The sequence below is a fragment of the Streptomyces ambofaciens ATCC 23877 genome (assembly GCF_001267885.1).
In the GTDB taxonomy this organism is placed as follows: Bacteria; Actinomycetota; Actinomycetes; order Streptomycetales; family Streptomycetaceae; genus Streptomyces; species Streptomyces ambofaciens.
The window spans coordinates 975,631-996,530 of record NZ_CP012382.1 but is presented as its reverse complement, the minus strand read 5'-3'; the positions used below and the strand labels follow the sequence as shown (position 1 = coordinate 996,530).

Annotated in this window: 19 protein-coding genes; 15 read left to right on the top strand and 4 right to left on the bottom strand. The window is 72.1% G+C overall.

Annotated features, from left to right (window positions below; translation table 11 throughout):
* Positions 1 to 7: 7 nt before the first annotated feature.
* From SAM23877_RS04500 to SAM23877_RS04490, 3 genes are read right to left on the bottom strand one after another with little or no spacing between them, the layout of a single operon-like run.
* Positions 8 to 1,039 carry an ABC transporter permease gene (locus SAM23877_RS04500; protein ID WP_053127161.1) on the bottom strand — a complete coding sequence of 344 codons (1,032 nt, stop codon included), beginning with the start codon at positions 1,037 to 1,039 and terminating at the stop codon, positions 8 to 10.
* Complete coding sequence (locus SAM23877_RS04495; RefSeq protein ID WP_053127160.1) at positions 1,032 to 2,087, bottom strand: ABC transporter permease; 1,056 nt, start codon at positions 2,085 to 2,087, stop codon at positions 1,032 to 1,034. The genes SAM23877_RS04500 and SAM23877_RS04495 overlap by 8 nt, the downstream gene beginning before the upstream one ends.
* The gene (locus SAM23877_RS04490; RefSeq protein ID WP_053127159.1) at positions 2,084 to 3,613 is read right to left on the bottom strand and encodes a sugar ABC transporter ATP-binding protein; all 1,530 of its coding nucleotides are present in this window, start codon (positions 3,611 to 3,613) and stop codon (positions 2,084 to 2,086) included. The genes SAM23877_RS04495 and SAM23877_RS04490 overlap by 4 nt, the downstream gene beginning before the upstream one ends.
* A gap of 283 nt (positions 3,614 to 3,896) precedes the next feature.
* On the opposite strand from SAM23877_RS04490, the gene rhaI reads away from it, so the two are divergent.
* The 12 genes from rhaI to SAM23877_RS04430 all read left to right on the top strand — a co-directional run bounded on the left by rhaI (position 3,897) and on the right by SAM23877_RS04430 (position 17,002).
* Positions 3,897 to 5,063 (top strand): L-rhamnose isomerase, encoded by a 1,167-nt coding sequence (rhaI, locus tag SAM23877_RS04485; RefSeq protein WP_053127158.1) that lies wholly within the window; start codon positions 3,897 to 3,899, stop codon positions 5,061 to 5,063.
* A gap of 68 nt (positions 5,064 to 5,131) precedes the next feature.
* Positions 5,132 to 7,177, top strand: coding sequence for a bifunctional rhamnulose-1-phosphate aldolase/short-chain dehydrogenase (locus SAM23877_RS04480; protein ID WP_053127157.1), 2,046 nt, complete (start codon positions 5,132 to 5,134; stop codon positions 7,175 to 7,177).
* A gap of 286 nt (positions 7,178 to 7,463) precedes the next feature.
* A complete protein-coding gene (locus tag SAM23877_RS04475) occupies positions 7,464 to 8,972 on the top strand; it encodes a rhamnulokinase (protein ID WP_053127156.1) in 1,509 nt (502 codons plus the stop codon).
* A complete protein-coding gene (locus tag SAM23877_RS04470) occupies positions 8,963 to 9,718 on the top strand; it encodes a (Fe-S)-binding protein (RefSeq protein ID WP_053127155.1) in 756 nt (251 codons plus the stop codon). Before SAM23877_RS04475 ends, SAM23877_RS04470 begins: the two co-directional genes overlap by 10 nt.
* The gene (locus SAM23877_RS04465; protein WP_053127154.1) at positions 9,715 to 11,139 is read left to right on the top strand and encodes a lactate utilization protein B; all 1,425 of its coding nucleotides are present in this window, start codon (positions 9,715 to 9,717) and stop codon (positions 11,137 to 11,139) included. Before SAM23877_RS04470 ends, SAM23877_RS04465 begins: the two co-directional genes overlap by 4 nt.
* Positions 11,136 to 11,777, top strand: coding sequence for a LutC/YkgG family protein (locus SAM23877_RS04460; RefSeq protein ID WP_053127153.1), 642 nt, complete (start codon positions 11,136 to 11,138; stop codon positions 11,775 to 11,777). The genes SAM23877_RS04465 and SAM23877_RS04460 overlap by 4 nt, the downstream gene beginning before the upstream one ends.
* Before the next feature lie 155 nt (positions 11,778 to 11,932).
* Positions 11,933 to 12,526, top strand: coding sequence for a VOC family protein (locus SAM23877_RS04455; RefSeq protein ID WP_053127152.1), 594 nt, complete (start codon positions 11,933 to 11,935; stop codon positions 12,524 to 12,526).
* A gap of 413 nt (positions 12,527 to 12,939) precedes the next feature.
* Positions 12,940 to 13,944, top strand: a complete 1,005-nt coding sequence (locus tag SAM23877_RS04450; protein ID WP_244902916.1) for a LacI family DNA-binding transcriptional regulator — start codon at positions 12,940 to 12,942, stop codon at positions 13,942 to 13,944.
* Positions 13,945 to 14,161: 217 nt separating this feature from the next.
* Complete coding sequence (locus SAM23877_RS04445) at positions 14,162 to 14,593, top strand: NfeD family protein (protein WP_053127150.1); 432 nt, start codon at positions 14,162 to 14,164, stop codon at positions 14,591 to 14,593.
* Positions 14,594 to 14,595: 2 nt separating this feature from the next.
* Positions 14,596 to 15,633 carry an SPFH domain-containing protein gene (locus SAM23877_RS04440; RefSeq protein ID WP_053127149.1) on the top strand — a complete coding sequence of 346 codons (1,038 nt, stop codon included), beginning with the start codon at positions 14,596 to 14,598 and terminating at the stop codon, positions 15,631 to 15,633.
* Positions 15,634 to 15,698: 65 nt separating this feature from the next.
* The gene (locus tag SAM23877_RS04435) at positions 15,699 to 16,709 is read left to right on the top strand and encodes a TerC family protein (protein ID WP_053127148.1); all 1,011 of its coding nucleotides are present in this window, start codon (positions 15,699 to 15,701) and stop codon (positions 16,707 to 16,709) included.
* A 98-nt stretch (positions 16,710 to 16,807) separates the two neighbouring features.
* The gene (locus SAM23877_RS04430; protein ID WP_053127147.1) at positions 16,808 to 17,002 is read left to right on the top strand and encodes a hypothetical protein; all 195 of its coding nucleotides are present in this window, start codon (positions 16,808 to 16,810) and stop codon (positions 17,000 to 17,002) included.
* Between the two features lie 57 nt (positions 17,003 to 17,059).
* Here SAM23877_RS04430 and SAM23877_RS04425 read toward each other — a convergent pair whose 3' ends face one another.
* Positions 17,060 to 17,977: a DUF3152 domain-containing protein gene (locus tag SAM23877_RS04425; RefSeq protein ID WP_079030634.1), complete on the bottom strand. Its 918-nt coding sequence runs from the start codon at positions 17,975 to 17,977 to the stop codon at positions 17,060 to 17,062.
* 113 nt (positions 17,978 to 18,090) lie between these two features.
* Here SAM23877_RS04425 and SAM23877_RS04420 point away from each other — a divergent pair, with 113 nt between their 5' ends.
* Genes SAM23877_RS04420 through SAM23877_RS04410 form a run of 3 tightly spaced genes read left to right on the top strand, consistent with a single transcriptional unit; the run spans position 18,091 to position 20,899 of the window.
* Positions 18,091 to 18,780 (top strand): response regulator transcription factor, encoded by a 690-nt coding sequence (locus tag SAM23877_RS04420; protein ID WP_053127146.1) that lies wholly within the window; start codon positions 18,091 to 18,093, stop codon positions 18,778 to 18,780.
* Between the two features lie 11 nt (positions 18,781 to 18,791).
* The gene (locus SAM23877_RS04415; protein WP_053127144.1) at positions 18,792 to 20,288 is read left to right on the top strand and encodes a sensor histidine kinase; all 1,497 of its coding nucleotides are present in this window, start codon (positions 18,792 to 18,794) and stop codon (positions 20,286 to 20,288) included.
* The gene (locus tag SAM23877_RS04410; RefSeq protein ID WP_244902915.1) at positions 20,285 to 20,899 is read left to right on the top strand and encodes a hypothetical protein; all 615 of its coding nucleotides are present in this window, start codon (positions 20,285 to 20,287) and stop codon (positions 20,897 to 20,899) included. Before SAM23877_RS04415 ends, SAM23877_RS04410 begins: the two co-directional genes overlap by 4 nt.
* Position 20,900: the final 1 nt, after the last annotated feature.

The window sequence follows — 20,900 nt, the reverse complement described above, 5'->3', positions numbered from 1 at the left end:
GGGGGAGCTACGGGCTCGGGGCCGTCACCGGCGGGGGAGCGGCCGTTCTCGCCCGGGCCCGTGCCCGGGAGATCTGGCGGCCGATCCGCGGAGCCAGGACGGAGATCACCAGCAGGACCCCGGTCGCCACGGTCTGGGACTGGGCGGTGACGTTCAGCAGACTCATCACGTTCTGCATCGTGCCGAGCAGGAACACACCGGCGACGGCACCGCCGAGGGTGCCCTTGCCGCCGTCGAAGTCGATGCCGCCGAGCAGCACCGCGGCGATCACGGACAGTTCCAGTCCGGTGGCGTTGTCATAGCGGGCGCTGGCGTAGTGCAGGGTCCAGAAGACGCCGGTGAGCGCCGAGACGACCCCCGTGGTCACGAACATGGCCAGTTTGAGCCGCTTGACCCGGACGCCGGCGAAGCGGGCGGCCTCCTCACAGGAGCCGACGGCGAACAGCGACCGCCCGAAGCGCGTGGCGTGCAGCACGACGACCGCGATCGCCAGCAGGACGACGAAGGGGACCGCGGCGTACGGCAGGAACGTGTCCCCGAACCGGCCCGAACCGAAGTCCAGGTACTGCACCGGGAAGTCGGTCACCGAGTCGGAGCCGAGCACGATCTGCGCGATGCCCCGGTAGGCGCCGAGGGTGCCGATCGTGACGGCCAGCGAGGGCAGCCCGAGCCGGGTGACCAGCAGACCGTTGACGAGGCCGCAGACCACACCCAGCAGGACGCAGAGCGGGATGATCGTCTCGATGGCCATTCCGGCGTTCCACAGCGCGCCCATCACCGCACTGGAGAGGCCGGCGGTGGAGGCCACCGAGAGGTCCACCTCGCCGGAGACCACGAGCATCGCCATCGGCAGGGCGATGAGGGCGATGGGCAGCGTGTTGCCGATGAGGAACGACAGGTTCAGCGCGTTGCCGAAATTCTCGACGAAGGAGAACGAGCAGATCAGCAGGACGACCAGCAGAACGCCGACCGAGGTGTCCCAGCGCACCGCGCCGCCGAGACGGGAGAGCACGGGCGACGTGACGGTGGTGTCAGGCATGGCGGGCACTCCTCGACTGTGCGGCCTTCTTGCGCAGGGCTCCGGAGACCCGGAGCGCCAGGACCCGGTCGACGGCGATGGCGAGCAGCAACAGGCACCCGTTGATGGCGGTGACCCAGACCGAACTCACGCCGAGGGCGGGGAGCACGCCGTTGATGGAGGTGAGCAGTACCGCGCCGAGCGCGGCGCCGTACACGGTGCCCGAACCGCCGGTGAAGGCGACGCCGCCGACGACCACGGCGCTCACCACGACGAGTTCGTACCCGTTGCCGGTGTTGGAGTCGACGTTGCCGAACCTGGCGAGGTAGAGGGCGCCGGCGAGTCCGGCGAGCGCCCCGCAGACCACGTAGGCCGTCATGATGCGGGCGCGGAGGGGGACGCCGGCGAGCCGGGCCGCCTCCGGGTTGGACCCGAGGGCGTACATGTCCCGTCCGCTGCCGTAGCTGCGGAGGTAGTAGGCCACGACGACCAGGACGGCCAGCGTGAGCAGCGCGAGATAGGGCACCACAAAGATGCCGTCGCTGCCGAAGTCCACGAACGCGTCGGGCAGGGCGCTCGCGGTGATCTGCCGGGAGCCGACCCAGAGGGAGTCGATGCCGCGGATGATGTAGAGGGTGCCCAGGGTCACCACCAGGGCCGGCACCTTGCCGAGGCTCACCAGGGCGCCGTTGACCACGCCGAACACCGCGCCGACGGAAACGGCCAGCAGGACGGCGACGAGCGGGTGCCCGCCGTCCTGGAGATGGAGACCCGCGGCGAACGCGGAGATGCCCAGCACGGAGCCGACCGACAGGTCGACGTTGCGGGTGATGACCACCATCGCCTGGCCGATCGCGACCAGCACGAGGATGGTCGCGTTCAGCATCAGGTCCCTGATGCCCTGCTGCGAGAGGAACTCGGAGTTGGACAGCTGGGTGGCGCCGAGCATCACCACCAGCACGGCGATCACGGCCAGTTCGCGCGCCTTGAACATCCGGTCCACGAGCCGCCGTGCGGCGACGGACTCGGGGGCGGCCTCCTGCCGCACCGGTCCCGCGGTGGTGGTCATGCCGCCTCCCTCCCCCGGCCGGTGCGGCCGGTCGCGGCTGCCATCACGGTCTCCTCGGTCGCTTCCGCCCGGGGGATCTCGGCGGTCAGCCGGCCCTCGTGCATCACCAGGACCCGGTCGGCCATGCCGAGGATCTCCGGCAGGTCGGAGGAGATCATCAGCACGGCCACGCCGTCGGCGGCGAGCGAGGACAGCAGCCGGTGCACCTCCGCCTTGGTCCCCACGTCGATCCCTCGGGTCGGCTCGTCCACGACGAGCACCTGAGGAGAGGTGGCGAGCCACTTGGCCAGGACGACCTTCTGCTGGTTGCCGCCCGACAGCGTTCCCACCACATCGGCCAGGCGGGCGTACTTCACCTGGAGTCTGGTCGCCCAGTCGACGGCACGGCTGCGCTCCGCCCGCCGGTTCATCAGCCCGGCGCGGGAGGTGGCGGCGAAGCCGGTGAGCCCGATGTTGCGCTCGATGGACATCTCCATCACCAGGCCCTGGGCGCGGCGGTCCTCGGGCACCAGGGCGACACCGGCGGCCATGGCCAGGCTGGGAGCCCCCGGAGGCAGCTTCCGGCCGAGCACCTCGACCTCGCCGCCGTCGAACGAGTCGACCCCGAACACGGCCCGGGCCACTTCGCTGCGGCCCGCCCCGACCAGCCCGGCGAGACCGACGATCTCGCCGCGCCGGACGTCGAAGGAGACGTCGGTGAACACGCCCTCCCGCGTCAGCCGGCGCACGCTGAGGGCGACCTCGCCGATCCGCGTCTCCTGCTTGGGGTACAGCTCCTCCAGTTCGCGGCCCACCATCCGGCGCACCAGGCCGTCCTCGTCGAGGTCCGAGAGGGGCTCGCTGGCGATCCAGGCACCGTCCCGCAGGGTGGTGACCCGCTGGCACAGCTCGAAGATCTCCTCCAGACGGTGCGAGATGAACAGCACCGCGGAACCCTGCGCGCGCAGGGTCTCGACCACGCCGAACAGCCGGGCCACCTCACTGCCGGTGAGTGCCGCCGTCGGCTCGTCCATGATCAGGACCCGGGCCTCGAAGGACAGGGCCTTGGCGATCTCCACCAGTTGCTGGTCGGCGATGGACAGGCCGCGGGCCGGCCGGTCCGGGTCGAGGGCGACACCGAGCCGGGCGAAGAGTCCGGCCGCGGCCGTCCTGACCGTGCGGTGGTCCACCCTGCCCAGGGAACGGCGGGGCTGCCGTCCGATGAAGATGTTCTCCGCGACGGACAGGTCGGGGAAGAGCGTCGGCTCCTGGTAGATCACGGCGATCCCCGCGTCGCGGGCGTCCGCCGGGCTGTGGAACTCCACCGGCCGGCCGTCGAGGAGGACCGTTCCGGTGTCCGGACGGTGCACGCCTGCGAGAGTCTTGATCAGGGTGGACTTGCCGGCGCCGTTCTCGCCCGCCAGGGCATGGGCCTCGCCCGCGTAGAGCCGCAGGGACACGTCACGCAGGGCCCGGACGGCACCGAAGGATCTGCTCACCCCCTCCAGCGCGAGCACCGGAGTGGTCTCCGGTTCGGGATGGGTCATGGGTTCTCTCCAGTACGTGTGCCGAGCGGGAACCCCGCTGTGAAATGTTTCAATGGGGTTGCCGGGAAGCTAGCTTCAGCCCGTCCGGGGCGTCAAGGGTCCGGAGCCCGTGCAGTTGCCCGGCGGGTGGCCGAGGGAGCAGGCGGCAGCCGGGCCGACCCGTGCCGGGACCCTTGACGGAAGGTGCGCCACGGGCTAGCTTCGGCGTCAGCCTGAATCGATTCATATGAACAGGTCCTCCAAGTCCCCCGCGACGGGGCGGCTTGCGCATCCAGAGGTGGACATGCCTGACATCACTGCCGTGAGAACCGCACTCGCCGACCAGCGGGTCGAGACGCCTTCCTGGGGCTACGGCAACTCCGGAACGCGTTTCAAGGTGTTCGCGCAGCCCGGCGTGCCGCGGACGCCGCGCGAGAAGCTGGAGGACGCGGCCAAGGTGCACGAGTTCACCGGGGTCACGCCCCGGGTGGCGCTCCACATCCCCTGGGACAAGGTGGACGACTACGCCGCTCTGGCCGCGCACGCCAAGGATCTGGGTCTGGAACTGGGCGCCGTCAACGCCAACGTCTTCCAGGACGACTCCTACAAGCTCGGCAGTGTCTGCCACCCGGACGCCGCCGTCCGGCGCAAGGCGCTGGCGCACCTCATGGAGTGCGTCGACATCATGGACGCCACCGGTTCCCGCGACCTGAAGCTGTGGTTCGCCGACGGCACCAACTACCCCGGCCAGGACGACATCACGGCCCGCCAGGACCGGCTCGCCGAGGCGCTCCACGCCGCCTACGAGCGGCTCGGCGAGGACCAGCGGATGCTCCTGGAGTACAAGTTCTTCGAGCCCGCCTTCTACACGACCGACGTCCCCGACTGGGGCACGGCCTACGCGCACTGCCTGAAGCTCGGTGCGAAGGCGCAGGTCGTCGTGGACACCGGCCACCACGCGCCCGGCACCAACATCGAGTTCATCGTGGCGGTGCTGCTGCGCGAGGGGAAGCTCGGCGGGTTCGACTTCAACTCCCGCTTCTACGCCGACGACGACCTGATGGTCGGCGCCGCGGACCCCTTCCAGCTCTTCCGCATCCTCCACGAGGTCATCAAGAACGGCGGCCTGGCCCCCGCCGCCGGCGTCGCCTTCATGCTCGACCAGTGCCACAACATCGAGGCCAAGATCCCGGCGATCATCCGCTCCGTGATGAACGTGCAGGAAGCGACCGCCAAGGCACTGCTGATCGACGACGAGGCACTGGCCGCGGCCCAGGCGGAGGGCGACGTCCTGGCGTCCAACGCCGTTCTGATGGACGCGTACAACACCGACGTCCGACCGCTGCTGGCCCAGGTCCGCGAGGAGAAGGGCCTGGACCCCGACCCGATCGCCGCCTACCGCGCCAGCGGCTGGCAGGAGCGGATCGTCGCCGAACGCGTCGGCGGCGAGCAGGCCGGCTGGGGCGCGTAGCCGCCGCTCCGGGCGCGCACGGCCCCGGGCACCCTCCGTCGTCAATTCATCCCGAAGGAAAGATCATCATGGCCTCCGCCATTCATCCCGAAGTCGCCGAGCTCCTGGCGCGCTCGCACCGGCTGGGCGCGGACCCGCGCAACACCAACTACGCGGGCGGCAACACCTCCGCCAAGGGCACCGCCACCGACCCCGTCACCGGCGGCGAGCTGGACCTGCTGTGGGTGAAGGGCTCCGGCGGTGATCTGGGCACGCTCAAGGCGGAAGGACTGGCCGCCCTGCGGCTCGACCGGCTGCGCGCCCTGAAGGACGTCTACCCGGGCGTCGAGCGCGAGGACGAGATGGTCGCCGCGTTCGACTACTGCCTGCACGGCAAGGGCGGTGCCGCGCCCTCCATCGACACCGCCATGCACGGCCTGGTCGACGCGGCCCACGTGGACCACCTGCACCCCGACTCCGGTATCGCGCTGGCCTGCGCGGCCGACGGCGAGAAGCTGACCGCGGAGTGCTTCGGCGACCAGGTCGTCTGGGTCCCGTGGCGGCGCCCCGGATTCCAGCTCGGCCTGGACATCGCCGCGATCAAGGAGGCCAACCCGCAGGCCATCGGCTGCGTCCTCGGCGGCCACGGTGTCACCGCATGGGGCACCACCTCCGAGGAGTGCGAGGCCAACTCGCTGCACATCATCCGCACCGCCGAGGCGTTCCTCGCCGACAGGGGCCGCCCCGAGCCGTTCGGACCGGTGCGGGACGGCTACGCGCCGCTGCCCGACGAGGAGCGGCGCGCCCGTGCCGCCGCCCTTGCCCCGTACGTCCGCGCCCTCGCCTCCGCCGACCTGCCGCAGGTCGGCCACTTCACGGACTCCGAGGCGGTGCTGGACTTCCTCTCCCGCACCGAGCACCCGCGCCTCGCGGCCCTGGGCACGTCCTGCCCCGACCACTTCCTGCGCACCAAGGTCCGCCCGCTGGTCCTGGACCTGCCCGCCGACGCGCCGCTGGAACGGGCGATCGCCCGGCTGGCGGAGCTGCACACCGAGTACCGCGCCGAGTACCGGGCGTACTACGAACGGCACGCCGTCCCGGGCTCGCCCACCATGCGCGGCGCCGACCCCGCGATCGTCCTGGTGCCGGGCGTGGGCATGTTCTCCTTCGGCAAGGACAAGCAGACGGCCCGCGTCGCCGGGGAGTTCTACGTCAACGCGATCAACGTGATGCGCGGCGCCGAGGCCGTCTCCACCTACAGCCCCATCGAGGAGTCGGAGAAGTTCCGCATCGAGTACTGGGAGCTGGAGGAGGCCAAGCTGCGCCGGATGCCGGCCCCCAAGCCGCTCGCCACCCGGGTCGCCCTGGTCACCGGCGCGGGCTCGGGCATCGGCAAGGCCATCGCCCACCGGCTCGTCGCCGAGGGCGCCTGCGTCGTGGTCGCCGACCTCGACGCCCGGGGGGCCGCCGCCGTCGCCGAGGAACTCGGCGGTCCGGACCGGGCGGTCGCCGTGACGGTGGACGTCACCAGCGAGGAGCAGATCGCCGCCGCGTTCGCCGAGGCCGTACTCGCCTTCGGCGGCGTCGACCTGGTCGTCAACAACGCCGGCATCTCCATCTCCAAGCCGCTGCTGGAGACCACGGCCAGGGACTGGGACCTCCAGCACGCCGTCATGGCCCGCGGCTCCTTCCTCGTCTCCCGGGAGGCAGCCCGGGTGATGACCGCCCAGCGGCTAGGGGGCGACATCGTCTACATCGCCTCCAAGAACGGGGTCTTCGCGGGCCCCAACAACATCGCCTACGGGGCGACCAAGGCCGACCAGGCCCATCAGGTGCGGCTGCTGGCGGCCGAGCTCGGCGAGCACGGCATCCGCGTCAACGGCGTCAACCCCGACGGGGTCGTCCGCGGTTCCGGCATCTTCGCCGGCGGCTGGGGCGCCGAACGGGCCGCCGTGTACGGCGTGGAGGAGGAGAAGCTGGGCGAGTTCTACGCCCAGCGCACGCTGCTCAAGCGCGAGGTGCTGCCCGAGCACGTGGCGAACGCGGTCTTCGCCCTCACCGGGGGCGACCTCACCCACACCACCGGACTGCACGTACCGGTGGACGCGGGTGTCGCCGCGGCCTTCCTGCGCTGAGCCCGAGGCGGGGGCCCTGATGCCGGCGCGCCCCGAACGACGGCATCAGGGCGCGTTCACGGAACGTCACCCGAGGGCGCCGGGGGCGGGCGCGGCGCCGTGTCCGCGTCCCCGGTGAGTGCCGCGGCACACCAGCCGACCCGCACTTCGGCGCCCCCCGCGCCCCCTCACACGTCCCCCGCCCCCGCACATGTCCCCTCGGCGCCGCCCCTCGGCACCTCGCCGCCCCGGCGTCGTCCTCCGGCGCCTCGCCACTCCTCGCCGCGCACAGCGGAGGTACCACCACGTGACCACCACCCCGGCCTCCTCGGTCTCCCCCTCGGCGTTCGCCGCGGTCGACCTCGGGGCCACCAGCGGACGGGTGATCCTCGGCCGGGTCGGCCCGGACGACCTCGACCTGACCGAGGTCCACCGGTTCCCGAACACTCCGGTCCGCCTGCCCGACGGACTGCACTGGAACGTGCTCGCGCTCTACCAGGAAACCGTCGACGGGCTGCGGGAGGCCGCCCGGGCCGGCTCGGTCACCTCCATCGGAGTGGACACGTGGGCGGTCGACTACGGGCTCCTCGACGCCGACGGCGTACTGCTCGGCACCCCCTACCACTACCGGGACGGCCGCACCGACGACGCCGCCCGGCGGGTCTGGCCCCACGTCGAGCCCGAGGAGCTGTACCGGACCACCGGGCTGCAGCACCTGCCGTTCAACACCGTCTTCCAGCTCGCCTCGGCGGCCGGCACCAGCCAGTCGCGTACGGCCGCCACCCTGCTCCTCATACCGGACCTGCTGGTCCACTGGCTCACCGGCACCGTAGGGGCGGAGGCGACCAACGCCTCCACCACGGGCCTCTTCGACGCCCGCACCCGTACCTGGTCCGCGCAACTCCTCGAACGGCTCTCCCTCGACCCCGGCCTGCTCCCGCCCCTGCGCCACCCCGGCGACCCGGCCGGAACCCTCCTGCCCCACGTCGCCGCCCACACCGGTCTCGACGCGGGCACCCCGGTCGTCACCGTCGCCTCGCACGACACCGCCTCCGCCGTCGCCGCGATCCCGGCCACCGCACCGCACTTCGCCTACATCTCGTGCGGCACCTGGTCCCTGGCCGGTCTCGAACTGGACGCCCCGGTGCTGACCGAGGCGTCCCGGGCCGCGAACTTCACCAACGAACTGGGCGTGGACGGCACCGTCCGCTACCTCCGTAACATCATGGGCATGTGGCTGCTGGAGGAGTGCCGTCGGACCTGGGAGGCGCAGGGCCTGCCCACCGGCCTTCCCCGGCTCCTCGCCGAGGCCGCCCGGTGTGAGGCGTTCGGTGCGGTCGTCGACCCGGACGACCCGGTGTTCCTCGCCCCGGGCGACATGCCCGGACGCATCCGGGAGTACTGCCGCCGTACGGGCCAGCCGGCTCCCGACAGCCAGGGTGCCCTCGTCCGCTGCATCCTGGAGAGCCTGGCCCTGGCACACCGCCGTACGCTGCGGCAGGCGGCCGAACTCGCCGGCCGCGACATCACCCACATCCACCTGGTCGGCGGTGGCTCGCGCAACGACCTGCTCTGCCGGTTCACCGCCGACGCCACCGGACTGCCCGTCATCGCCGGGCCCACCGAGGCCACCGCCCTGGGCAACATCCTCGTCCAGGCCAGAGCCGCCGGACGGGTGGCCGACCTGGCCGCGATGCGCCGGCTCGTCGCCGCCACCCAGCACCTCAGGCGCTACACCCCGCGAGGCGACGGCGCCGCCTGGGACGCGGCAGCCGCCAGGCTCACCCCCGCCCGAACGGAACCCCCATGCGCGTAGCCCTCTTCGCCACCTGCGTCAACGACGCCCTCTACCCGTCCACGGCCGTCGCCACCGTCAAGGTGCTCGAACGCCTCGGGGTCGAGGTGGACTTCCCGGCCGAGCAGACCTGCTGCGGCCAGCCGCAGTACAACACCGGCTACCGGCGCGCCACCGAGCCACTGGTGCGCCGCACGGCCCGCGCCTTCGCGGGCTACGACCATGTCGTCACCCCCTCCGGTTCCTGTGTCGCCATGGTCCGCGACAACTACCCCAGGATCGGCGCCAAGGCGTTGGCCGAGGGCCGGGGCCGGGAACTGTCGGGCGCCGCCGCCTCCCTCGTGCCGAAGACGTACGAGCTGACGGAGTTCCTCGTCGACGTGCTCGGGGTGACGGACGTGGGGGCCTACTTCCCGCACACCGTCACCTACCACCCCTCGTGCCACGGCTTGCGCATGCTGGGCCTGGGCGACCGGCCGCGTCGGCTGCTGGAAGCGGTCAGGGGACTGGAGCTGGTCGAGCTGCCGGGCGCGGAGGAGTGCTGCGGCTTCGGCGGCACGTTCGCCGTGAAGAACGCCGACGTGTCCGAGGCGATGGGCGACGACAAGATCCGCAACGCCCTGTCCACCGACGCGGACGTGTTGTGCGGCGCCGACAACTCCTGTCTGATGCACATCGGCGGGATGCTGCGCCGCCAGGACGCCCCGCTGCGGGCACTGCACCTCGCGGAGATTCTCGCGAGCACGGAAGAGGAGCCGCTGCGATGAGCGGGACGTATCTGGGGATGCCGTCCTTTCCCGAGGCGGCGCGGGACGCGGTGCGCGATGTGACGCTGCGGGGCAATCTGCGCCGTGCGACGCACACGATCCGGGACAAGCGGGCCGGCGCGGTCGCGGAGCTGGACGACTGGGGGCGGCTGCGGGAGGCCGGGAAGCGGATCAAGGACCACACGCTGCGTCATCTGGACCGGTATCTGGTGCAGGTGGAGGAGGCGGTCACGGCGGCCGGCGGGACGGTGCACTGGGCCGCCGACGCTGCCGAGGCCAACGCGATCGTCACCCGGCTGGTCCAGGAGACCGGCGAGTCGGAGGTGGTCAAGGTCAAGTCGATGGCCACGCAGGAGACCGGCCTCAACGAGGCGCTGGAGGCACACGGCATCCGCGCCTACGAGACCGATCTGGCCGAGCTGATCGTGCAGCTGGGAAAGGACCGGCCCTCGCACCTCCTGGTCCCGGCCATCCACCGCAACCGCGGTGAGATCCGGGACATCTTCCGCTCCGAGATGAGCGAGTGGGGCCGCCCGGCACCCGAGGGCCTGACCGACACCCCCGCCGAACTCGCGGAGGCGGCCCGGCTGCACCTGCGGGAGAAGTTCCTGCGGGCCCGGGTCGGTATCTCCGGCGCCAACTTCATGGTCGCCGAGACCGGCACGCTGGTCGTCGTGGAGTCCGAGGGCAACGGCCGGATGTGCCTGACCCTGCCCGAGACACTGATCTCGGTGGTCGGCATCGAGAAGGTGATCCCCACCTGGCGCGACCTGGAGGTCTTCCTCCAGCTGCTGCCCCGCTCCTCGACCGCCGAGCGCATGAACCCCTACACCACGATGTGGACCGGCACCACCGACGGCGACGGCCCCCGCGCCTTCCACCTGGTCCTGCTGGACAACGGCCGCACCGACACCCTCGCCGACGAGGTCGGCCGCCAGGCCCTGCGCTGCATCCGCTGCTCGGCCTGCCTGAACGTCTGCCCGGTGTACGAGCGGGCCGGCGGCCACGCCTACGGCTCCGTCTACCCCGGCCCGATCGGCGCCATCCTCAGCCCCCAGCTGCGGGGCACGGCCAGCGCCATCGACGCCTCCCTGCCCTACGCCTCCTCCCTGTGCGGCGCCTGCTACGACGTCTGCCCGGTCGCCATCGACATCCCCGAAGTCCTCGTCCACCTACGGGAGAAGGTCGCCGACCAGGGCGGGAAGGGGCACCGCCTGGAACGGGCCGCGATGCGGGCGGCGACCTGGCTCCTGGACCATCCCGCCGCCCTGACCGCCGGCGAACGTCTCGCCTCCAAGACCCGCAAGCTGCATCCCGAACGGCTCCCCGGACCCGGGGCGCGCCAGTGGACCAACAGCCGTGACCTGCCGGACCTGCCGGCCGAACCCTTCCGTGACTGGTGGAAGAAGAACCGCGCATGACGCCCGAGTCCTCCTCCCGCGACCGCGTCCTCGGACGAGTGCGCAGGGCACTCGCCGACGCGCCCGAGGCCCCCGAGATCACGCGTGACTACCGCGCGAGCCACACGCCCGACGACCCGGCCACGGTGCTCGACCTGCTCCACGGGAACCTCGCCGACTACCGGGCCGGCGTGCAGCGCAGCACCCGGCGTGACCTGCCGGCCGTCATCGGCCGCCTCCTCGCCGGGCACGGCGCGGGTTCCGTCGTCGTGCCCCCGGGACTGCCCGAGGCCTGGCTGGCCGCGTCCGACACCCGGCGACTGCCGGACGACGTCCCCCTGACCCCCGCCGAGCTCGACTCCGCCGACGCCGTGGTCACCGGCTGCGCCCTCGCCGTAGCGGAGACCGGCACCGTCGTCCTCGACGCCGGCCCGGGGCAGGGCCGTCGTGCCCTCACCCTCATCCCGGACCTGCACATCTGCGTCGTCGACGTACCCGGCCAGGTGGTCGCCTCCCTTCCGCAGGCCCTGCCGCGCCTCGACCCCACCCGCCCGACCACGTGGATCTCCGGCCCGTCCGCCACGAGCGACATCGAACTCGACCGGGTGGAGGGCGTCCACGGCCCGCGGACCCTGGAGGTCGTGCTGGTGGTGGACTGAGACCGGACGAGCCGCGGTCCGGCGGTGGTCCGGCGCCCGGCCCGCCCGGGCGGGCCACCGTGCCGACGCGCACAGCGACAATGGCCCCCGACAGATACGACGGGACGGGGCACGGGGCACGGGGCACGGGGCACGGGCACGGGAGAGGCGACGGGATGCTGACCGGGATCGTGATCGACGCACTGGACGCGGCGGGCATGGAACGCTTCTGGCTGGACGCCACGCGGGGTCGCGCGGGCGGCCTGCGGTTGCGCTTCGAGCGGGCCGCGGGGCCCAAGACGGCGCGCAAGAACCGGCTCCACCTCGATCTGGCCGGAGGGCCGGACCACGAGGCCGAGGTGGCGCGCCTGCTCGCGCTCGGAGCGACGCGGGCCGACATCGGTCAGGGGAGCGTCCCGTGGGACGTGCTGGCCGACCCGGAGGGCAACGAGTTCTGTGTGCTGCGCCCCGGTCACCCCGGCGTGCTCGCCGACTCCGGCCTCGTCGCCGTCTGTCTCGACGTCGCCGAGGAGGATCGCCGCGCGCAGTCCGCCTTCTGGCAGGACCGGGCCGGCTGGCAGGTGACCGAGTCCGAGGACTGGGGAGTCCGGTTGCGGCGCGGGCCGACCAGTACCGTCTCGCTGGTGATGGGGCCGCCGGCGGCGCGGAAGACGGCGCGGAACAGACTGCGGCCGGAGGTCACCCGACGCGACCGGACGCCCGGCGAGTACCTCGACGCCGGCGGGAACGAGTTCCACGTCGTGCACTGACTCCGGCGGCCCGCCTCCTCACCGGACGCGATGCCTCCCCCAGAACAGGTAGGTGTCGCCCTCGAGGCGACGGTGTCCCCCGTGGAGATCCGCCGTTCGCCGTCGACGGACTCGACGCGGACGCCACCGGTGAGCCGCGCGGATCTGCCGCGGCCCCAGTTCGGTCAGCTGGTAGTGCTGGGGGAACGCGGTCGGCAGGTTGTCGGTCCAGATGGCGAGAACTATTGGCAGACCTTGTTATCGATGCCAGTGGTCCTCGCTTGGCTAGACTGCCCGCAGGGCACCAGCTGCGGCGACACGCCCGGACCCCGGTTTCTCCGGAGAGGCGAGCGATGTCATCGGAAACACAGGGAGCGGGCAACCGGCCCACGGTGAAGGGGACCGGAGCAGACGGCGCCGGGCGACAGCCCGGGATGACCGACGTCGCCCGGCTCGCCGGGGTCTCCGCGCAGACGGTGTCCCGCACCCTGTCCGGTCATCCCCACGTGCAGCCGAAGACCCGGGCGAAGGTGCTCGCCGCCGTCGAACAACTCGGCTACCGCAAGAACAACGCGGCGCGGATGCTGTCCTCGGGACGGAGCCGGACGATCGGTGTGGTGACCCTGCAGACCAACTTCTCCTCGCGTACGAACCTGACCTTCGGCATCGAGACCGCGGCGCGCGGGGCCGGGTACGCGGTGAGCACGGCGACCACCGCCTCGCTGGACACGGCGGCGATCGAGGGGGCGCTGTCGCGGCTGGCGGAGCAGGGCGTCGAGGGCGTCATCCTGTCGGTGCCGCTGGTCCATGTGAGCCCGAGGATCGAGCAGCTCACCCGCTCGGTGCCCACCGTCACCGTCGACGGATCGAGGACGCCGGCCACGGAGGTCGTCGCGGTCGACCAGAGCCTCGCGGCCCGCCTGGCGACACGTCACCTGATCGACCTGGGCCACGAGACCGTCTGGCACGTGTCAGGGCCCGAGGAGTGGCTCGACGCCGCCAGCCGCCGTGCCGGGTGGCGCGACACACTGGAGTCGGCGGGACTGTCCGTGCCCCCGGTGCTGGAGGGCGACTGGACACCCGCCTCCGGCTACCGGAACGGGCTGATCCTGGGCAACATCCCCGACGTCACCGCGGTGTTCGTGGCGAGTGACGAGATGGCCTTCGGGGTGATCCGGGCGCTGCACGAACTCGGCCGCAGGGTCCCGGAGGACATCTCCGTCGTGGGGGTGGACGACATCGCGCTGGCCGAGTACTGCTCGCCCTCACTGACCACGGTGGCCCAGCCCTTCGCCGAGATGGGAGCCCTGGCGGTCGCCCACCTGATGCGGCACATCGCGGATCCGGGCGCGGCACCGGAACCCGCCTCCGTCGAGCCCGCGCTGATCGTCCGCGCCAGCACCGCGCCGCTCGGCGGACGCGCCCGTACGCGGGCCTGAGCGCTCCGCGTACGGCGGCGGCGGGCGCGCACCGGAGAGACGGAACGGACGGACGGGAGAGACGGGAACGGGCGGACGGGAGGCTCGTTCCCGGAGCCGGCACAAGGGCGCCCTGCTCGCCGACCGAGGGGGTTCTCTTCTCCGGTAAGCAGGTAAAATCGCTTCAAAGCAGGCGTCCTGCCATGCACGCACCCGCACCGTCACGGAGGGGGTCGTAATGGACCCGTGGCTGATCTGGCTGATCGTCGCGGCGGTTCTGATCGTGGCGGAGATCTTCACTCTCACCGCCGCGCTCGGAATGCTGGGAGCGGCCGCGCTGATCACGTCCGGAGCCGCCGCGGCCGGACTGGCCGGGCCTCTCCAGTTCGCGGTGTTCACCGCCGTGGCCACGGTCACCCTCCTGTTCGTGCGCCCCGTGGCCCTGCGCCACCTCCTCCAGCCCCAGACGGAGCGGTTCGGTGTGGACGCGCTCGTCGGCCGGGCCGCCTACGTCGTCTCGGAGGTGACGGGCAGGGAGGGCAGGGTGCGCATCGGCGGTGAGGAGTGGACGGCCCGTTCCTACGACGAGACGCTGGTGATCCCCCCAGGGGCGACCGTCGACGTCATGGAGATCAGCGGCAGCACCGCCCTCGTCTACCCCCGGGAGTGACCATGGAAGTCTCGGCGTTCCTCGTCGCAGGTGTGATCGTCGCGCTTCTCGCGGTTTTCACCGTGGTGCGAGCGGTACGCATCGTGCCCCAGGCCCGCGCCCGCAACGTCGAACGGCTCGGCCGCTACCACCGCACCCTGAAACCCGGCCTGAGCCTCGTCATCCCGTACATCGATCGCGTGTACCCGGTGATCGATCTGCGGGAGCAGGTCGTCTCCTTCAAACCGCAGCCCGTGATCACCGAGGACAACCTGGTCGTCGAGATCGACACCGTGCTGTACTTCCAGGTCACGGATCCGCGCGCGGCCTTCTACGAGATCGCCAACTTCCTCCAGGCGGTCGAACAGCTCACCGTCACCACCCTGCGCAACGTCGTCGGGTCCATGGACCTGGAGAAGACGCTCACGTCACGGGACACCATCAACAGCCAACTGCGCGGGGTACTCGACGAGGCCACCGGAAAATGGGGACTGCGGGTGAACCGGGTGGAGATCAAGGCCATCGACCCCCCGCAGTCCATCAAGGACGCGATGCAGAAGCAGATGCGTGCCGAGCGGGACAAGCGGGCCGCGATCCTCGGCGCGGAAGGGCAGCGCCAGTCGCAGATCCTCACCGCCGAGGGCGACAAGCAGGCCGCGGTCCTGCGCGCGGAGGGAAACCGCACCGCCGAGATCCTCAAGGCCGAGGGCCAGTCCCGGGCCATCGACGAGGTCTTCCAGGCCGTACACCGCAACGACCCCGACCCCAAGCTCCTCGCCTACCAGTACCTCCAGGTGCTGCCGCAGCTCGCGCAGGGCTCGGGCAGCACCTTCTGGGTCATCCCCAGCGAGGTCACCTCCGCCCTGCAGGGCGTGTCCCGTGCCTTCACCGAGGCGCTGCCGCAGTCGCCCGCCACCCGCGAGACCCGCTCCGACGACGGCGCCGCACAGGCCGCCAACGACACGGCCCAGGCCGCGGAGGCCGCCGCACAGGCACTCGCCGACGCCGCCGAGGCCGACGGGACGACGCCGCGTCCCGCCCCCGTGCCCGAGGACCGGTGAGGAACGACGACGTGGTGCACACTCGGGTGTAGGGGGATCTCTCCGCACACCACTGCGAGGCCCGCATGTTCGATGTGCCGTTCTGGCTCTGGGCGGTTTTCGCCGCGACCGTGGTCGTGTCGCTCGCCGTCGACCTGCTGGCCCACCGCCACGCCCACGTCATCGGCTTCAAGGAAGCGGCGGCCTGGAGCGGACTGTGGGTCGGACTCGCTCTGGCCTTCGGTGCGGTCGTCTTCCTCGTGCTCGGCGGGACGGCGGGCACCGAGTACACCACCGCGTGGCTGCTGGAGAAGAGCCTCTCCGTCGACAACCTCTTCGTCTTCGCCCTGATCTTCGCCTACTTCAAGGTGCCCCGCGCCTACCAGCACCGGGTCCTCTTCTTCGGTGTCATCGGCGCCCTGGTGTTCCGGGGCGTCTTCCTCGCCGCCGGCGTGGCCGTGGTCAGCCGGTTCACCGCCGTCCTGTTCGTCTTCGCGGCCATCCTCTTCTACAGCGTCTACAAGATCCTCAAGGGCGAGGAGGAGAGCTTCGACCCCGGCCGGAGCTTCGCCGTCCGGCTGCTGCGCAAGGTGATCCCCGTCCGGGACACCTACGCGGGCCCGAAGTTCTTCGTGAAAGAGGCGGGCAAGCTCGTGGCGACGCCGCTGCTCGCCGTCGTCGCCGCCATCGAGGCCGCCGACCTGATCTTCGCCGTCGACAGCGTGCCGGCCGTGCTCGCCGTCAGCGACGACGCCTTCATCGTCTACACCAGCAACGCCTTCGCCATCCTCGGCCTGCGGGCCCTGTACTTCATGCTCTCCGGGCTGCTGGACCGCTTCCACTATCTGAGCAAGGGCCTGGCGATCATCCTCGGGTTCATCGGCGTCAAGCTCATCCTCCAGGCGACGCACAAGCTGGTCAGTCCGTCCGTGCCGGAGATCCCGTCACCGGTGAGCCTGGCGGTGATCGTGGTGGTGCTCGCGGGGTCCGTGATCCTGAGCCTGAGACGGCCCGCGGACGCGCCGGAGGGGGACACGGGCGGTGACTCCCGGGAGGAGACGCTCACCTCACCGCGAGGCGAGCGGGACGACCAGTGAAACGGCCGGCACGGCATTGGCCCGCTCCCTCGCACATACGCACGTCAATTACGGGCAAAGAGTTACCAAAGCCCCTTATCGCCGCGGACGTGAGCATCATGATCCATCACACCCAGCGAACGAAGACACCGCAGACCACAGCGGAGCGCGAGGACGTCTGCCCGTCCTGCGGCCACACCGTCCCCGCGGAGGTCACCCGGCACAAGACCCTCGGGATCTACGTCCCGGTCTGGCGCCGGGGCACCTGCCACAACCCGGACTGCGCGGCGGCCGTACCCGACCGGCGCCCGTGACCGCTCGCCCCGGGGCGACGACGCGGGCGTCCGTGCGGCGGACGCCGCCCGAGCCGCTCAGCCGAGGGCCGGCCCGGTGACGAGCCGGCCCTCGGCGTCGTAGGGCCAGACGTTGGTGCGGCAGCCGTGCAGCCCCTTGATCTGCTGCATCATCACCGGCGCGGGCCGCCCCGCGCCCGGGCAGCCCACATGACCGTGGCCGAGGAAGTGCCCCACCTCGTGGTTGATGACGAGGGCCCGGTAGGACGTCACGTCGTCCGCGTAGTACTGGGTCGCCAGCAGCCACCGCTTGAGGTTGACCATGACGTCCTGCCCCACGTTGCAGTTGACCTCACCGCCGGTGTCGAGGCCGTACCGGCCGCATATGTCGTCCACCGTCGCCGGCGTGGCGAGCCGCACCCGGAAGTCGGCGGCTCCGCCGGACACCCGCCGGAACCCCACCCTCCCGTCGGCCGTCCAGCCACGCGGGCCGGCGAGGACGCGCTCGACCTCGGCGGCGACGTCCCGCGCCGGAATCCCGATGCCGTCCTCGACCTGGACGACGTAGGTCAGCGTCCGCTCACGCCCCCCGACCCGTGCGCCGCCGCCCGGCGCGGTGGCGAACGTGCCCGGTCCCGACGACGGGATCGAACCGGGATCCGGGGCCTTCTCCTCCTGCCCGTCCTCCTCGACCTCGACCCCCTGCTCGCCCCCGGTCACCCGCCCCTCCCGCAGGGCCCCGTCGGTCTCGACGACCTCGCGCGGAGCCGGGCGCCCGGGAGCCGCCGACCGTCCGCCGGCGTCGGCGGAGCGGCCGGGCGGCTCCGTCCGCTCCCTCAGGACCAGCCCGCCGGCGATGAGCAGCACGACACCCGCCAGGATCCCGGCCCACAGCAGCGGTGGAGGCCCGCCCCGCCCGCGGCGGACGCGGCTCCTGCCGCGGCGTCGGCGGCCCCTCTCGGGGACCGGCGAGGACGTCGATCGATGCTCGTTCATGATCACGCAGCGTGCCCCCGCCGTGTGATCGCCCGGGGACCGCATGTGGACCGCTGTGTAACAGCCCTGCCCCAGGAGCCGGTGTTCGCACGTTCATACGCATACTGAGATCCATGCCACGGGTCCTGATCATCGAAGACGACCGCGCCGTCCGGGAGGGCGTGCGGCTGGCCCTGCGCCGTCAGGGGCACGAGGTCGCCGCGGCCGCGACGGGCGAGGACGGACTGGAGCTCCTGCGGTCCTTCCGGCCCGACGCCGTCATCCTCGACCTGATGCTGCCGGGCATGCCCGGACTGGAGGTGTGCCGACGGATACGCGCCCACCACCAGGTGCCGATCATCATGGCCACGGCCCGCGGCGACGACACCGACATCGTCGTCGGACTGGAGGCCGGAGCGGACGACTACGTCGTGAAACCGGTCCGTGCCCGGGTACTGGACGCACGCATCCGCGCGGTGCTGCGCCGCGTGGGCGGCGCCCCGGACGACCACGGCACGACCCGTCCGGAACACCACGGCGACCTGGTCATCGACCGTGCCGGTCTCACCGTCACCCACCAGGGGCGGCCCGTCGCCCTCGGCCCCTCCGAACTGCGGCTGCTGCTGACCCTGTCCGCCTCGGCCGGGCAGGTCTTCAGCCGCCAGCAGCTCCTGGAAGCCGTGTGGGAGCACAACTACCACGGGGACGCACGCCTCGTGGACGCCTGTGTGAAACGCCTGCGCTCCAAGATCGGCGAGCCCGCGGGCCGACCGCGCTACGTGCACACCGTGCGCGGCTTCGGCTACCGGTTCGGGACCCGGTGAGAGCTCCCCGGGTGCCGCGCGCCCTGAACGGGCTGCGCGTGCGGCTGGTGATGGCCTTCACCCTCGTCGCGGTCGTGGCGACGGTGACCACCGGAGCGCTGACCTTCCGCGAGGCCCGCACCAGGGTCCTCCAGCAGAGCCAGGACACGGTGATCGAGGATTTCCGGCACCGGGTCGACACCATCGTCCCCCACTACCGGTTCCCACCCGGCGAGTCCGACCTGCGGTCGTTCGCCGCCGATGTGTCGCGCGGCGGACGTTCCCAGACCTGGCGGGTCCTGGTGACCTATGGGGAGGCGAGCGCGACGTCCGCCCCCGGGGACGCGTTCCGCGAACTGTCCCCGGCGATGCGCGAGTCGGTCCGCACCCGCCTGGCCACGGTGTTCCAGCGGGTGTCGCGCGACGGCCGTTCCGCGCTCGTCGTCGGCATGCCGGTCACCTTCGCCGGCCCGTACACGACCTCGCGGCCCGCCTCCGGCCTGGAGGTCTACCTGACCGTGCCGCAGCAGGAGGAGCAGGGTTACGTCGACGCGCTGGTCACCGCCATCGAACGGGCCACCGTGCCCGCCCTGGCCCTGGCCGTCCTGATCGCCCTCCTGGCCGCGCGCGGGGTGCTGCGGCCGGTGCGGGCCCTGCGGCGGGCCACCCGCAGCATCGCCGAGGGCCGGCTGGACACCCGGCTCACGGTGCAGGGCTCCGACGAACTCGCCGATCTGTCCCGCACGTTCAACGAGACGGCCGCCGCGCTGGAGGGCTCGGTGGCCGAACTGCGGCGCATGGAGGCCGGTGCCCGGCGCTTCGCCGCGGACGTCTCGCACGAACTGCGCACCCCGCTCGCGGCGATGTCGGCGGTGACGGACGTGCTGGACGAGGACGCGGCCGGCCTGGACGACGACACCGCCATGGCCGTACGCCTCATCAGCGAGGAGACCACGAAGCTGGCCGGCCTGGTGGACGACCTGATGGAGATCTCCCGCTTCGACGCGGGCGCCGCCGCCCTGCACCTGGACGAGATCGACCTCGCGGAGTCCCTGCGGCGCACGCTCGCCTCCCGCGGCTGGCTCGACACCGTGGAGACCGACCTTCCCGAACCGGGCACGCTGCGGGGCCGGGTGGACCCGCGCCGCCTCGACGTCGTGGTCGCGAACCTCGTCGCCAACGCCCTCCGCCACGGGGCGCCCCCCGTCCGGCTGAGCCTGCGCCAGGAGGACGACCCCCGTGCCGGAAGGCGGGCGGTCGTCACGGTCGCCGACGGCGGGGCCGGCATCCCCGACGACGTCCTGCCGCACGTCTTCGACCGCTTCTACAAGTCGGACAGCGCCCGGACCCGGAGCGAGGGCAGCGGCCTCGGGCTGGCCATCACCACGGAGAACGTGGCGCTGCACGGCGGCACCGTCCGTGCGGCCAACCATCCGCGAGGCGGCGCCGTCTTCACGGTCGTCCTCCCCCTGCGACCGGACGACGCACAGGAACCGACGACGCACTCCGCGAAGGATCACCGCCCATGAGACCGCCGGCCCCGGACCCCGCCAAAGCCTGCCGTCGCAGCGGCACGCGCGCCCACCGCCGGCGCCCGCTGCTGCTCGCCGCCCTGCTCCCGCTCGCCGCCTGCGGCATCCCCGCCACCGGCGTGGTGGAGGCGGGCGAACCCGCGACCGGGGTCCTCGAGCCCGGTCCTGGCCCCAGCCCGGCACAGACCCGGCCCGAGGCCGTTCCCGACACCGTGGTGCCGCTGTACTTCGTCGCCGACGGCGAGCTGACCACGGTTCCCCGTGCGGTGCCCGGCGCGGGGGCCGACCTCAGCAGCACCGTCCTCATGCTGTTCGAGGGGCCGGACGCCGAGGAACGCAGGAACGGGCTGACGACCGAACTGCCGCCCTCCATGGCGGCACCCACCATCCGGACCGACGGAGCGGCGGTCGGCGTCCAGCTCCCCGAGGACGCCGGGAGCCTCAGCGCCCTGGCCGTCGACCAGCTCGCCTGCACGGTCGCTGTCGCCCGGCTGCGCCAGGACCCGGCACTCACGAGCGCGAAGGTGACGGTGGAACAGCCCGGCGGCCGACTCGCGGGCCGGTCCAGCGAGGACTGCCCGGCCGACGCGGCCCGCGGGAACCGGTGAA

Coding starts and splice junctions, on each gene's coding strand:
- SAM23877_RS04500 (WP_053127161.1), bottom strand. CDS start 1,039: ATGCCTGACACCACCGTCACGTCGCCCGTGCTCTCCCGTCTCGGCGGC.
- SAM23877_RS04495 (WP_053127160.1), bottom strand. CDS start 2,087: ATGACCACCACCGCGGGACCGGTGCGGCAGGAGGCCGCCCCCGAGTCC.
- SAM23877_RS04490 (WP_053127159.1), bottom strand. CDS start 3,613: ATGACCCATCCCGAACCGGAGACCACTCCGGTGCTCGCGCTGGAGGGG.
- rhaI (WP_053127158.1), top strand. CDS start 3,897: ATGCCTGACATCACTGCCGTGAGAACCGCACTCGCCGACCAGCGGGTC.
- SAM23877_RS04480 (WP_053127157.1), top strand. CDS start 5,132: ATGGCCTCCGCCATTCATCCCGAAGTCGCCGAGCTCCTGGCGCGCTCG.
- SAM23877_RS04470 (WP_053127155.1), top strand. CDS start 8,963: ATGCGCGTAGCCCTCTTCGCCACCTGCGTCAACGACGCCCTCTACCCG.
- SAM23877_RS04465 (WP_053127154.1), top strand. CDS start 9,715: ATGAGCGGGACGTATCTGGGGATGCCGTCCTTTCCCGAGGCGGCGCGG.
- SAM23877_RS04460 (WP_053127153.1), top strand. CDS start 11,136: ATGACGCCCGAGTCCTCCTCCCGCGACCGCGTCCTCGGACGAGTGCGC.
- SAM23877_RS04455 (WP_053127152.1), top strand. CDS start 11,933: ATGCTGACCGGGATCGTGATCGACGCACTGGACGCGGCGGGCATGGAA.
- SAM23877_RS04450 (WP_244902916.1), top strand. CDS start 12,940: ATGACCGACGTCGCCCGGCTCGCCGGGGTCTCCGCGCAGACGGTGTCC.
- SAM23877_RS04445 (WP_053127150.1), top strand. CDS start 14,162: ATGGACCCGTGGCTGATCTGGCTGATCGTCGCGGCGGTTCTGATCGTG.
- SAM23877_RS04440 (WP_053127149.1), top strand. CDS start 14,596: ATGGAAGTCTCGGCGTTCCTCGTCGCAGGTGTGATCGTCGCGCTTCTC.
- SAM23877_RS04435 (WP_053127148.1), top strand. CDS start 15,699: ATGTTCGATGTGCCGTTCTGGCTCTGGGCGGTTTTCGCCGCGACCGTG.
- SAM23877_RS04430 (WP_053127147.1), top strand. CDS start 16,808: ATGATCCATCACACCCAGCGAACGAAGACACCGCAGACCACAGCGGAG.
- SAM23877_RS04425 (WP_079030634.1), bottom strand. CDS start 17,977: ATGAACGAGCATCGATCGACGTCCTCGCCGGTCCCCGAGAGGGGCCGC.
- SAM23877_RS04420 (WP_053127146.1), top strand. CDS start 18,091: ATGCCACGGGTCCTGATCATCGAAGACGACCGCGCCGTCCGGGAGGGC.
- SAM23877_RS04410 (WP_244902915.1), top strand. CDS start 20,285: ATGAGACCGCCGGCCCCGGACCCCGCCAAAGCCTGCCGTCGCAGCGGC.